General features: G+C 63.2%; 8 protein-coding genes. All 8 read right to left on the bottom strand.

Annotation, left to right across the window (positions count from 1 at the left end; genetic code table 11):
* Positions 1–104: 104 nt before the first annotated feature.
* Positions 105–2708, bottom strand: coding sequence for a fimbria/pilus outer membrane usher protein (locus RN01_RS19995; RefSeq protein ID WP_024570506.1), 2604 nt, complete (start codon positions 2706–2708; stop codon positions 105–107).
* Between the two features lie 114 nt (positions 2709–2822).
* Positions 2823–3578 (bottom strand): fimbria/pilus periplasmic chaperone, encoded by a 756-nt coding sequence (locus RN01_RS19990; protein ID WP_024570505.1) that lies wholly within the window; start codon positions 3576–3578, stop codon positions 2823–2825.
* Positions 3579–3655: 77 nt separating this feature from the next.
* Positions 3656–4210 carry a fimbrial protein gene (locus RN01_RS19985; RefSeq protein ID WP_017512136.1) on the bottom strand — a complete coding sequence of 185 codons (555 nt, stop codon included), beginning with the start codon at positions 4208–4210 and terminating at the stop codon, positions 3656–3658.
* Positions 4211–4511: 301 nt separating this feature from the next.
* The gene (locus tag RN01_RS19980; RefSeq protein WP_223277446.1) at positions 4512–5390 is read right to left on the bottom strand and encodes an EAL domain-containing protein; all 879 of its coding nucleotides are present in this window, start codon (positions 5388–5390) and stop codon (positions 4512–4514) included.
* 241 nt (positions 5391–5631) lie between these two features.
* Positions 5632–8952 carry an ATP-binding protein gene (locus RN01_RS19975; RefSeq protein ID WP_039016758.1) on the bottom strand — a complete coding sequence of 1107 codons (3321 nt, stop codon included), beginning with the start codon at positions 8950–8952 and terminating at the stop codon, positions 5632–5634.
* Between the two features lie 253 nt (positions 8953–9205).
* The gene (locus RN01_RS19970) at positions 9206–9781 is read right to left on the bottom strand and encodes a LuxR C-terminal-related transcriptional regulator (protein WP_017515893.1); all 576 of its coding nucleotides are present in this window, start codon (positions 9779–9781) and stop codon (positions 9206–9208) included.
* Positions 9782–10123: 342 nt separating this feature from the next.
* On the bottom strand, positions 10124–10804 hold the full coding sequence (locus RN01_RS19965) for a response regulator (RefSeq protein WP_369799873.1): 681 nt from the start codon (positions 10802–10804) through the stop codon (positions 10124–10126).
* A 138-nt stretch (positions 10805–10942) separates the two neighbouring features.
* The gene (locus RN01_RS32530; protein ID WP_024570501.1) at positions 10943–13798 is read right to left on the bottom strand and encodes an ATP-binding protein; all 2856 of its coding nucleotides are present in this window, start codon (positions 13796–13798) and stop codon (positions 10943–10945) included.
* Between the last annotated feature and the right edge of the window lie 201 nt (positions 13799–13999).

Genomic DNA, 13999 nt, shown 5'->3' with positions numbered 1-13999 from the left:
TGTAGAACCGACGCCCGGCATGGCCTCGGCGCCACTGCCGTAGCAGCAGGAGACGATCTGACGTCGCTCCACGCCTCATTCACCACGCCCCCGCCCCGTGACGATCACGGATTCGGCCGGCACTCCACACCTGCCTGTACCAACCCGGCAGGGGCCGCGTCGACGCCGGGCAATACATAGGACAGCGAGCACGAATCCTTCGGACCCGCGCCCCACTTGGCCAGCAACGTTCCGCTGTCGTCCTTCACGCCACGCAGGATCGCCAATCCACCCTGAGCCACCGTGCCGAAGGACCGGCCACTGTCGTCCAGCACTTCCGCGCCGAACGGCAACGGGCTGCCGTCTGGTAGCTTGATGCGCAGCGCCACGGCACGGCCCGGGTTATCGGTTTCGAACAGCACCTTCACCACGGCGCCAGCCGTCGGGGCAACGTTCTGCATGGTCGACTTCAGTTCGACGTTCAGTGGCAACCCCTTCGGATCGAGATTGATCTCGTTGCGCGAGAACGGGGTCAGGTTAGAGACCACCGCGTGCCCCCATGGGTCGATACGCAGGCCCGTATCGTTGAGCACCTGGGCGCCCACCGCATCCTTGGCCTCAATGACCGCGACGGTATCGCCGAAGCGCGGGGCAAACGTGACGCCGCCCTGGTAAGCCACGACACCGCCTGAGATACCCACGCCCGCCTGCGTGTAGTTCGTGCCCTTGCTCACGTTGCCCGATAGCGTCGCCATCCTCGATATGTAGGATGCGTTCAGGCTGGCGCTGTTGTTGGTGGGCGCGTCGCCACCGCTGGCATGATTCGCGGAGAGCGAGTACGACAGCGCATGATCGGCGCCGAGCGTGCCGGAAAGGGTCTCCTGCAAGCTGGTCGCACCCCGCGAGTCCTTCTGGACGCTGGTCGACGAGTACGGCGCGAACGGTGTCTTGCCGAGCGGTAGCGTCAGGGTCAGCATCACGCGGTTGTCCCATTTTCCGGTATTGAGGCTGAGCTGCCTGGCCGCCGAGATCCCGTAGCTGACACCCCTGTAGATGTTGGCGTAACCGGCCTGGAACTGCGTGTCCCGGCCGTCCCGGTTCCAGTAGTCCTGCGTCGATCCCGACAGATAGAAATTGCCGTATCCCGCCGAAAGTATCTGATTGACCATCACCTGCAGCCGGCCACGGACCGTGCCCACCGCGGAAAAGCCGAGCCCGCGCGAATCGAGATCGCGCAGTATCACCGCGTCCGAAAAGCCCAGATAGCCACGCGTCGAGTAGCGATAGGCCGCGAGCGTCAGGTTGGTATTGGTCGGGGCAACCAGCTTGCTGTACGACAGCCGGATGCTCTGCCCGCTACGATCCGGCTCCGAGGTCAGGTGTGTCGACGCCTGTGTGACATCGAGGCCGATCGCGCCGAAGTCCGTGCTCATGGCCAGACCCGCCAGCGCGGACCAGTAGCCCTCGGACACCAGCGCGCCACCGTAGACGGTGAACATGTTCGACAGGCCGCGCTGGATCGTGGCCTGGAACACGCCGGGCTTGCTTGAGATGCTGGTATTGCGGAACTGCCCGGCCGTCAGACCATAGCGCGTCACGCCCGGGCGCAGCGCATTGGCAACCGGCGCGAACGGCACGCGGGAGACATGCTGCGACCCGTCCGCTTCCGTCACCACCACGTCAATATCGCCGCCATAGCCGGTTGGATACAGATCGTTGATCTCGAACGCGCCTGGTGCGACCGTGGTTTCGTAGATGATGTTGCCGTTCTGGCGAATCTGTACCCGCGCATTGGTGTTGGCGATGCCATGGATCGTCGGCGCGTATCCGCGTTGCGAGTCCGGATACATGCGGTCATCGGTCGCCAGCTGGACACCACGAAAGCCAAAACTGTCGAACATCCGGCCATCGGTGAAGGCATCGCCCAGCGTGAGCTGGCTCTTGATCTCGTTGATCGACCGCTGCAGGTTGGTCTGCACTGACTGGTAGTGCGTGGCGGCTGACTGCCCTCCGCCACCGCTATACGACAGGCTACCGTTGTGGTGGAACCGCCATGGCCCAAGGTTCAAACCGGCGTCGAGCCCCACGAAGCCTTGCGTGTATGAGACACCCGCGCTCTCCGAATGGTAGGCATTGGCGTTGTACTGCAGCCGCGCGGCGGGAATCCCGTCATCCCAGTATTTCGGATCGACGTAACCGCGCGCCGAACGCCTGATATAGAGCTGAGGGATGCTCACGTCAAGACGTTGCTCTCCGGTCTCGAACGTCGCGGTGGCCGCGGGGATCAGTTCGGGGATCTGCTCGCAGCCTGACCCTTCCTGGAGCCGCACGCTTGCCTCTGGCGACAGCTTGGCGAGGTCGACACCCATACGTTCGAGCATGTCGTGGTCGAAGCAAGGCTGCACGTTGTGTGCGTCATCCCCAATCGCGCGAAGGTTGACTTCGGCGCGGCCCAGCCAGATGTCATTGACGTACAGATCGGCACGGTAGTTGCCTGGCGTCGCGACGTTGCCCTGATTGAATCTGGAGATGTCCAGCCGCTTCCCGTCAGGGTTGTAAAGAAAGCTATCGTTGAACTCCACGGCGGCGATCGTTGCGCCCACCGGCGCGTCCACGGACGTGGCCATGGCGGGCGTGGCTACCGCTCCCGCGAACATCGAGAACACGACTGCGCTCACCTGACAGAGGCGACTTGGGATCGTATGAGGGATTCTTGATACCGGCTTCATGGCCACTCGGAGAATTTGGACAAACGGCCATCCCTGCGGAGCACAAGGCCCGCATCGGTGGACTGTCTTGAAAGGAAACCCCGGACGCCGGCTGTCAGCGCCGGCGCTGGTGGATCAGCTGGCCGGGACTACCGGAGCATCGCCCTCTAATGGGCCGCCCCAGTCATCGATCGCGCGATAGTGCACGGTGCCATCGGCACCCACGCCCACTTCGCCATCGAGAGGAAATGTCTTCGTTTCGCCGGGGCCGACCATGCCGCCCTCCTGATTGCGAATCGTCTTGCCTCCCGCGGACACATCGATGCCGGCGTACGAGACGTGATAAGCCGTCGGATTGGTCGCTTCGATGGCCAGTGCCTTGCCCGCGGGCTTGATGCGCCAGGTCACGCGCGCCGGTGCTTCCGACGCGGTACCCACCAGGCCGGCGGGCCGGTAGAAGAGCTTGACGCGGGTGCGGAACGCCAGTTGCAGACGATTGGCGTCCGCAAGGTCACCCGTGGCTTTCGGGGGGATCTCCAGCATGTTCAGCCAGAACACGGACTCCTTGTCCGTTGGCAGTGGCTCGCCGGTGTAAAGCACGCGCAGTGTCTGCCCCTTGCTCGGGTCGATACGCGCCACCGGAGGCATCACCGTGAATGGCACTTCGATGGATGTCGGCGAAGCCTTGGGATTGCCCTTGTCCACCCACGTCTGGATCAATGCCGGCGTCTTGCCTTCATTGGATGCCCGGATCGTGGCTTCCTTGTCTTTCCCGTCGAGTATGACGCGCGTACCGCCCAGGACCACCGAAGCGTGCGCTGCAGAACCCGTAAGGCCCAATACAAGCATCCCGGCGGCCAACGCGGATTGAATCGTTGACCTAGTTTTCATGACAGCAAATGCAAATGCGGTGTGCTGGAGCCGGATGGCACCCTGACGGATGCCGGGGCGCCATCCAGGCAGACGGCTTAGTTGTAGGAAATGTCGTACGTCACCGTCGAGCTGACGGTGCCCACACCCGAGCCGGCGGCCGAGGTCGAGTGATACTGGGCGTAGTAGTCCAGGTTGGCAGCGCCAGCCGTGATCGCCACCGACTTCGAGTTCTGCAGACCGACGCCAACGCCGTCCGAGGCGCCCACGGTGATGATCGAGCTGTCCTTGTTCAGCAGTTCGACTTCAACTGCCGTGGCCGAGCCGGCGTTGATCAGTCGGCCAGTGCCCAGATTGACGGTGGAGCCTCCCTCGAAGTACGTGTGGACGTTGCCAGTGGCCGGCGTGCACCCGGTCAGGGCGATGCGGAAGCCCGTGCGGCCGGCAGTCGCGTCCATGGCGTTCAGCGTGGTCGTCGAAACGGTCGGCATCGTGACCGTGAAGTTCACTGGCGCGGTGCCACCGTTAATCTTGCAGGTCGTGGCGGAGATGGCGCCGGTGAACGTGATGGTGCCGTCCGGCGCGGCATGGGCGAGTTGGGTACCCAGGGCGGCGATGGCTACGATCGTGGCGGAAATGAGCTTGGTTTTCATATCGGAGTTATCAAGAAACAGGAATCAAAAATATAACCGGAGGGCCCAGCCAGGCATCGAAAACAAAATCCTGTCGCGGATCGGAGAATGCACTGCATTTCTATCCCCCATCCTCCGCCGGCCTCCAATTACATTATTGGTTTAGCTGACACTGCACTTAAATAGGGCAAGCCTTAAATTTCGCTGCAATATCATTCAATCCTGCCGCAGATAATCCACCACTTGAATTTACCGAATCTTCCCAGCCAAATAAGAAAGATTCGAATCATGAGAATCAATTATTCGCGACCCGGTGAAAACCTCACATTTCCGGCGTCCACCGTGCCGGTGCCCGGCGTTTAAGGAACTGATGGACCAAGCTCGCCTCCGGCATCGGCGCTCCCAGCAGAAATCCCTGAGCCTGATGGCAGCCAAGTCTGATCAGGCACTCCAGGTCATCGAAGTTTTCCACCCCCTCGGCGATGGCCTTGAGGCCCATTGCGCGCACCATGCCGATGACGCTGCCCAGCAGCGATGCGGCACGCGGGTCACGTCCGATGTTCTTCACCAGCGACTGGTCGAGCTTGATCAAGTCGCACTCGATATGGCGCAGCAACTGCAGCGAAGTAGCGCCCGTCCCAAAGTCGTCCAGCGCGATGCGCACGCCTTCTGCCCTGAGCGCCCGAATGGCGTCCCGCGCCACCGCCAGGTCATTGACCGCCGTTTGCTCGGACACTTCGATATGCAGGCTACGCATGGAGATACCGAAATGCTGGCAGGCGGATCGCAGCGCGACGTGCAGCCTGCCCGTTTCCAGGCAGCGCCACTCCGCATTGATCGAGATCGGAAGCGCTAGCCCGCCCTCTTCCCAACGGCGCACCGCCGCGGCTGCGTGCCAGATCATCACGATCGTCAGTTCGGACAACAGATCGTGCTCACGCAACGCCCCCAGGAATGCCGCAGGCGGAATCATGCCGAAGCCGGGACGCGCCCAGCGTGCGAGCGCTTCTACCCCGCGCAGATGCCCCCCATCCAGATCGAATTGCGGCTGATAGCAGGCCACGAATTCGCCACAATCGATCGCGTTGCGAAGCACTTCCACCGATAGCAATTCTGGCGTCCACCAGGATTCCATGCTGTCCTCGACAACCTGTGCCTGAGGATCGTCGGATTTTCCAGACTCGCGGGATCTGGCATGCATCACTTGCATCCATGACATGCTGCTATTACCTCTTGAACGTTTTCCATTACCAATGTATCCACGACGGCCCAGACATCTCGCCTGAATGAATACCGTCAGCATGAATCGGAGGAATTTCATCGATTCGTAAAATCCCCGTCACCCTTCCCAATAATGACCAAGATAATTCCTAAATTCCATTGGGAATCCCTTAAATTTGGATGCCATATGTAACGATTGGAATCTAGCGATCGGATAAGGGCTACCCGAATTCCACGCCCGCGTACTGCGCGATCAGCGTTTCCAGCGCCGTGCGCAGGGCGATCCATTGCTCCTCCATGCCCGCAAGACCGGACTCCTCGATGGTTCGCTCGAGCCACCGACATGCCTGGGACTCCGACGCATGACCAAGCGTGGCGAGCGCGCCAGCCAGGGCATGAAGCTTGCGCATCAGGCGGACGACATCGCCTGCGGCCGCCGCCTCCGACAGTTCCGCCAGATCTTCGCCGAGGTACTCGCTCAAGGACAGCATGGCTTCCTTCGGGATAAGCGACGGTTCCGTATCCGGCAAGGGTGGTGAAGCATCCATGGACTCGATCAGTTCCCGAAGCGCCGCAAGCCGTACCGGCTTGGTCAGGCTGCGGTTGATGCCGGCCTTCTGGCACGCACTCTGCAGATCGGGACCAACGCTAGCGGTCACGGCAACGATGGGAACGGTGATCCCACGTTCGCGCATCGTCCGCGCAAGTTCGTATCCATCCATCGATGGCATCTGGAGGTCGGTGAGGATCAGGTCGTAGGACTGGCTCGCGGTCAGCGCCAGCGCTTCCCGTCCATTGCCGGCAACATCGACCCGCTGCCCGAGCCATTCGAGCAGCCGGCGCATGACAACCTGGTTGACGCGATGATCCTCCACCAGCAGGATGCGCAGCGACTTGAGCGCGAGCTGCCCCAGGGCAGAGTCGGCACGCCGCTGCACGGGCCTCGGGAGTTCAAGCCCCGCGGCGGTCAGAATCGCCTGAACCAGGCCGCGCCACGCGTACCGCGAGGCGCGGATCGGCGTCTGACTCGTGTCTGGCAACAGGGACGCGTTGCTCTCGATCACGACGTCGGCATCGGGACAGGCATCGATATCCACGTGCTCGCAGACCACCACGTCCACGGGCGTGGCGGGCGGCTGCGAGGAATCGAACCTGACCACCACCGCGCCATAGTGCTGCAACAGGTGCTCGATCCCGTGGTAGGTCTCGCGTGAGGGACTGCACAGCCCAACGGTCAGACCACTCAGGCCGCTCGCGATGTACAAATCGTTCAAGAGACCGGTCTGCACAACGTCGGCCGGCTGCGCGACCGTCACCGGCTCCATCGGAATGCGCACATCGAAACAGCTGCCGAGCCCCGGCTCACTCACCAGGCGAATGGAACCGTTCATGAGCTCGACGAGCCGGTTGCAGATGGAGAGCCCCAGCCCCGTGCCGCCAAAACGGCGGGAGTCCGACTGCTCGGCCTGCACAAACGGCGCGAACAGGCGCTGCTGATCCTCGATGGCGATACCGATGCCGGTGTCGATCACGCGCAGCTTGAGCCAGTCCCTGCCACCTTCCGTCATGGTGGTAGCCTCGACCACAACCTTTCCCTGCTCCGTGAACTTGATCGCGTTGCTGACGAGATTGCCCAGCACCTGCTCCGTCTTGAGTGGATCGAGCAGGATCGGGCCGTGCAACGCGGGATCGATCACGCACAGTAGCTGCAACGACCTGCGCTCCGCATCCGGGGCAAACCGCCGGCAAACGTCCTCGACAAGGCCATCGATCTGGCAGGGGCGCGCCTGCAATGCCATCTGCCCGGCCTCGATCTTGCTGAAGTCGAGCACGTCGTTGATGATCTGGATAAGCGACTGCGCCGATTGCTGCATGACCTCCAACTGGTCGCGCTGGACCGCGTCGAGCGCGCTCACCTCCAGCAGCTCGATGCTGCCAAGCATGCCATTCAACGGCGTGCGAATCTCGTGGCTCATCGTCGCGAGAAAAGCGGACTTTGCCCGATTCGCCGCATCCGCATCATGGATGGCCTGGAGCAGCGTGGCTTCGCTCTGCCGGGCGGCGGTCACGTCGTCCATGGCGCAGAGCTTCGCCGGCTTGCCCTGATACGTTGACTCGACCACGCGGACGGTAAGATGGCTCACCGTTTCATCGGTATGCGCCAGCTCGAAGTTGAACTTCCCATGCCGGCCATCCGTATTGCCGCGCTCGCCATCCGCCAGCGCATTGCCGGCCGCGTAGTGAAAGCGCGCCAGTTCTCCGGGCTTTGCGTGAGCCGTGATCCGATCGGAGACATCGTTCTCCATCAACACCGCGGCATTCGTGCTGTCGAGAATCACGAGCCCGACGCCGGTCGACTCGATGATGGTGCGACCGAGGACTTCGCTCTCCTGCAGGCGCAACGACTGCATTTGCGTGGGCCGCATGATGCGTCTGTCCACCAGACGGACCCATGCCAGCATCAAGGTGCAGGTCAGCCCAGTCAATGCGAACAGCCAAAGCGTGTTCCGCCGCAAGCGCTCCCACAGCATGCCGGTCTCCACCACCTCCACGGCTCGCCATCCGGAGCGATCCACCGGACCGTCCAGCACCATGACGCTGGGTAGCAGCCCGCTACCCACAAACGTCGGCGAGTTCGTCGCGGCATGGGCTCGCTTCACGAGCGCCTGGCTCACTGCCGGCGGCAGCGGATCCCGGGACATGGAATCCGGCCGGAGGATCGCCCCTTCTGCGGTCTGCACGAAGAAGCCTTCCTCAAAGTCATCCTCCTCCGGAAAGATCGCGCTCAGCGGAAAGTCCATCGCAAGCACGGCGCATGGCTCGCCATCCACACGGATCAGGGTAGCCACCGTGACGACGGGCGTGCGAGATACCCAGTCGTAGCCCGGCTCCAGCATCACGACTCGGCCGGGGGCCGCCTGCAACTGTTCCAGCAGCTTCCGGCTGCGCAGCCGCGCGATGCTCTCGTCGACAAAGGTCTGGAACGCTGCGTCATTGCGCAATGTTTCCCTGGCTTGCTGCAGATTGCTTGGCGTGACGTAGAAGCGATCGGCGTTGAGGTCGACGAGCCAGACGTTCTGCAGGCCCTGATACTGGACACTGCTTACGCGCAGCATGAACGCCAGCACGTTCGCCAGCGGGGCAATGCTCGCATCGGCCGGGATCGCTTCGCGTCCGGCCGAAACAGGCAGCGCTACGTACGGCCGCTCCCCGCGCTTCTGCAGCCGGTCGATCCAGTCGCGGCTACCGGCCTGAGCCACCGGCCTCCCGACGCCAACCTCGACCAGACGTTCGAGCGTGCCCTGCGCGCGCAGCGTCATCCTCCGCACCGCATTCAGATTCGCTTCCACCTGTTCCGCGCGTGCCTGGAACAGGACCTTCTGCCAGTCCACGGCTTCGTCCATGCGGTACTTGAGCAACGCGAACCACGACAGCCCGATCAGCAACAGCAGGCCGGTGACAAAGACATAAACCAGATTGCGGATCTGAGAGATGCTTAATGGCAACGCTGCCAGCTTCTCTCCTTTGATCAGCTTCCTCATGATGGTTTCCCTTACTGCTTGGGGGGCATTCGGACTCAGGCCGACACGCTCCCCCCATCCGCGGCGCATGGTTACGCGATGCGGTGTGTCGTGTCGTGGATCTGGAACACCGCCAAGCGCCGTCGAGTTTGGCGGCAGTGCCGAGCGGGGCGTTGTCCCGGGGCTTTGGAACCCAAGGCGGCCAGCCCACTGTCGGGGCTGGCGTTCGCTTCAACCTGGCAGGGCGTTGCGGGCCGCGCCAGGCTACTTCGTGCTACACCAGGCCGTACTGGATCGACATCGCGACAAGCTGCACGTGGTCTTGCACATTCATCTTGCGCATCAGACTCTTTTTCTGCGCGCTGACCGTGTTGACGCTGCGGCCAGTGTCGCGGGCGATCTTCGAGACCGGCACGCCGGCCAGGTAAAGGCGCAGGACTTCCAGTTCGCGCCGGGAAAGACTGTGGCAAATCTCATCGGAGGCGCGCGGCGCGGCACGCCATGAACCCCACATCACGTCCATCGCCTGCGGGGAAAGCGAACCGATGCCGATCTGCGCCATCAATACCGCCTGCGCCACGGCATCGGCGTCATCCAGCGCGCTGACGATGTTCTTCACACCGCTGCCGAGCAGCGTCAGTACATCGGCCCGGCGCGTCAGATCAGCTTGCACGACCAGCGCGGCCAGCGGCGCCGTCGTAGCGTCAACCAGCCGGAGAAACAGCGCGGATTGATCAAGGCCCGATTCCGGCTCCCGAACCTGAAGCACGACGTCGCATCCGCCGCGCTGCGTGATCGCGAGCACCTCCTCGGCACGCCCGTCGATACCGACGAGTTCAATGCACGGCAAGGACTCCAGACGCCGCGCCAGGGCCTGACAGACTGCAGGTCGATCACTTGCGATGCATAGCCTGACTTTCTTCATTTCCTACTACCCCGATTCAGTATCTGCCTGCATTCATGTTGGTTCACGGGAGCGGCCGGGACTATAAGGCAACGATTAAATTTGGGCGCAATGCATGCAGGTAGCGGGGTCAGGTCAAGGCGTCCGCACCGGAATGGTGCGTGGCGCGATGTCCGCTGCGGAGAGTCGACGGAACTGCGGGAGGGAACAAGAAGAAGCGGGTCCGGGGACCCGCGTGCCGGCTGCGACTACAGCAATGGCGGTGGCAGCGGCAACGACCGGGCCCGATTACTGGGCGGCCGCAAGCATGCCGTGGGTGACGGCGTACTGATAAAGCTCGTAATCCGATGTCAGGCCCAGCTTCCGCATCGCCATGCTCTTCTGGGCGCTGATGGTCTTGCTGCTGCGATTGGCCTGCCTGGCGATCTCGACCAGGGGCACACCAGCCGCGCATTTGCGCACGACCTCCAGTTCCCGTTTCGAGAGCTTCGGCTCTGGCGCGCCGGCTTCATCGCTGGCATCGCCGAGCAACGCCTGCACCGCGGGCGCCAGATAGGCGATACCGACGAAGGCCGCCCGAATCGCGGGGGCAAGATGGCCAAGGTGATCGGACTTGCTAAGAATCACCGAGATGCCTGCCTTCTGGATGTTCCGCAACAGGGCGGGATTATCAAGCATCGTGATCACGACAATGCGTACGGCCGGATGGCGCCTGCGAATCAACTGCAGCATCGGCAAGCCATCGCCAGTCGCGCTCCCCGGCATGGAATAGTCGGTCACCAGCACATCGCACTGGGTGGTATCGAGCAGACGCAGCAACTCGGTGGGGCTATACGCCGTGCCAGCGACTTCGAACCCAACCTCGTCACCTAGTTCTCGACGGATGCCATTGACGACTACCGGGTGATCGTCGGCAATTAGTACCTGAATCATCATGCCCCTTCGGACCCGGTCGATTGAATGAGACATGTGGATCACATTGTCCTTGTATGGCCGGGTCGCCATGTCGAGATAATAGAAGTTCTACGAGATATGAGTCCTAGGGAAAGCCTTAAATCCACAGGCCATCAGCATCGATGGCCAAGTCTTGCGCGGCACATCGGCGAGCTATGACTCGGCTTCGAGGTACACCTGCAGGTAGCCGTCCAGGTCATCGGCGAGCTGTTTGGCGGCATCGAACGCATCGCGCGCCACGGCTTCGAGTTCCCTGCACAGGTCCGCCACCTCCTCCCAGTCATGCAAATGCGCGACGGCGCCGCGAACGCGATGCGCGCGCTCGGCCACGGCCCCGAGATTCTTCTGGTCGACAGCCTGCCTGATAGCCTGCGCGTCTTCCCAGACGGTGCGTATCAGCAGCAACCGGTCATCTTGCGAGACGTCGCCCTGAGGCCGCTCAGCGGCGCTCCTGGCTGCCGTCGCCAGCGCTTCACTTCGGTCCGGCAACACCTGCCTGAGGCGATCGGCAAGGGCCTGCAACAGAACAGGCTTGGTCAGATGTCCGTTCATCCCCGATGCCACGCAGCGCTCGGCCTCTCCGGTGGCCACGCTGGCGGTGACGCCGATGATCGGGATGGTGAAGCCGTCCGCGCGCAAGGCATGCGCAAGCGCGTAGCCGTCCATCCCTGGCATGTGCACATCGGTCAGCACCGCATCGAATTGGCCCTGACTGCAAGCAAGCAATGCGTCCTCGCCACTACTGACCAGGGTCGTCCGGCAACCCAGCTGTTCTAGTTGCTGCTGCATCAGCCGACGATTGACCGGATGGTCGTCCACCGCCAGCACCTGCAGATCCAGCTTCGGCATCTCCGTCAAACGTTGAACCGGGGACGCCGTGCTGGTCAGCGGGATGCCTGCCGCCCGACACAGCGCGCGCAGGATGCCGGCCTGATGATAGGCGGAGACGGCCAGGCCCTCGGCCCGCGCCCCGGCTTCCAGCGGCCCACTTGCCTTGAGCCTGACCACTCCGGCGTATCCGTTCGGCACGGGGCCCTGCGTCTCGTCCGCTATCAGCAGCACAGTGCCCGGGTCGGTGGCGTCGCCCTGGCAGGCAATTGCCCTTCCTCCTGACTGGCGGATCATGGCGATGACATCCGCGCGCCATACGGGGTCCTGCGCCCGGACAACGACGCTAGGCAATGCCGGTTCGACCGACTGTCGTGCCTCCCCAATCTCCAGCGGCACGGCAAAAGAAAAGCGGCTGCCGCGCCCAAGCTCGCTCTCGACGGCGACGCGGCCCCTCATACTGCGGGCAAGCCTCCTGCAGATCGACAGGCCAAGGCCCGACCCGCCAAAGCGCCGGGCCGTAGCGGCATCACCCTGCACGAATGGTTCGAAGAGTTGCGCCTGCGTGTCTGGCGACATGCCGATACCGGTATCGAGAACTTCCAGCACCAGGTCCAGCGTCGTCGCGTCCGAGGGCGTCGAGGCGGAGCGGAAGGCCCGGATTCCAACGTGTCCTTCCGACGTGAACTTCAACGCATTGGTCAGGAAGTTGTCGAGGGCCTGCCTGACACGGACCGGATCGCCGATGAGCCAGGGCAGATCGGCCTGCACATAGCAGGTCAGTGCCAATCCCTTGCGCAGTGCCAGTGGCGCGTGGGCTCGAGCCACGCCCTCCACCAATTCCACGGGATCGAACGCCACGGACTCCAGATCGAGCTGCCCGGCCTCGAACTTGGTGTAGTCCAGCAGATCGTCGATGATCGACAGCAATGTGGCCGACGACGCCTGAATTGTCCCGACGTGCTGGCGCTGCCGGTCATCCAGCGCGGTCAGCGTCAGCAGCTCCAGCGTGCCCAACATGCCGTACAGGGGCGTCCGCATCTCATGGCTCATCCCCGCCAGGAATATCGACTTGGTTGCGCTCGCCTCCTCGGCCAGTCGATGGGCCCGCTGGAGTTCGCGCTCGGCCTGCAAGCGGATGGCGACCTGCCGCCGCTGACGCCAGTAGCCGAGAGCCAAAAGCGCCAGCGCCGTGATGACCAGCGCCACATACGGTGCGGCACGCCGCCGGACTTCGCTGCGCGACAAACCGAACTGATAGTTCGTGGTCAGGTACCGATTGCGGACTGCCAACCTCTCTTCTGGCGGCATGGCCTCGATGGCGCGATCGATCAGCGGCACAAGCGGCTCCAGCCCCGGCCGCACATCGAATCCGATGAGCTGCCGCGCCTCGGTAGCGCCCACAACCTTGAGTTGGCCCACATAGCGGCTCTGGATAGCACGATCCAGCGTAGCCAGATTGCCAATGAAGAAATCGGCCTTGTTGTCCCGCACCATCTCCAGCGCCGCCTCGGGCGAGACAGCAGACACGATCGACGCCAACGGCACCGCCGCGCGCACCAGATCGCTCATGACCGACTTGGCGGCCACGGCGACCCGAGAGCCTGCAAGCTCGGACAGTTCGCCGATGGCCGGGGAATCGGTTCGTCCGACGATCACAAGGGGATAGGACTCGACGGGACGGGTACGGGTCGGGAGATGCCGATCCGCCATTTCCGCCGGTTCGACGTACTGATTGAGATCGATCTCCCCGGCCGCCCTCAACCGTCCGGACTCATCCGGTTCGGCGACGGAACTCACATCGAGACGCAGGCCCAGGGTCCTGCTCAGGTAGGCCAGGTAGGCGCTCAGCATTCCGGTGGGCTGCCCATCCTCGCCCTCGTAGCTGAACGGCGCCCACTGGGTCAGCAACTGCACGCGCAGTCGAGGCAGGGAGGCCAGGTAGCGCCGCTCGTCCTCACTCAACGGCACCACGGGCTGCGCTGGTGTGCCGGCCACGGCGGACGCCTGCGGCCTGGCCCCGTCCAAAGCGAGTGGCTGCGCCGCCGGGAAGTAAGCACGGGGCCCTGACGCTTCATCGGCTGCCGCGGGCAGCACAACCGGCAGCAGCACAGCCGCCAGCATGAGGGTGAACGAAGCCACGTGCCGACGCGCAATCCGCGTCGGACAGGAATGCCACATGCCTTCCTCCTAGCGCCCGGGATGACGACCACGTTCGTCAGCAGTCTTCGCCCCGGCGTTCACCGATATGGGACTTGTATGCTACTCCACCGCGCGAGCAGGCGGTGTCATACGCGACTGCAAGTGCCACCCGTTTGAAAACTCGCAGTGGCCAAGCGGCGCGAGTTGCTGCGGCAGGTCTTTGGTAGTCACGCTGGACCC

It is taken from the genome of Cupriavidus sp. SHE (assembly GCF_000812445.1).
In the GTDB taxonomy this organism is placed as follows: Bacteria; Pseudomonadota; Gammaproteobacteria; order Burkholderiales; family Burkholderiaceae; genus Cupriavidus; species Cupriavidus metallidurans.
Note: the sequence above shows the minus strand (reverse complement) of the source record. Positions and strands in the feature narration are given on the sequence as shown.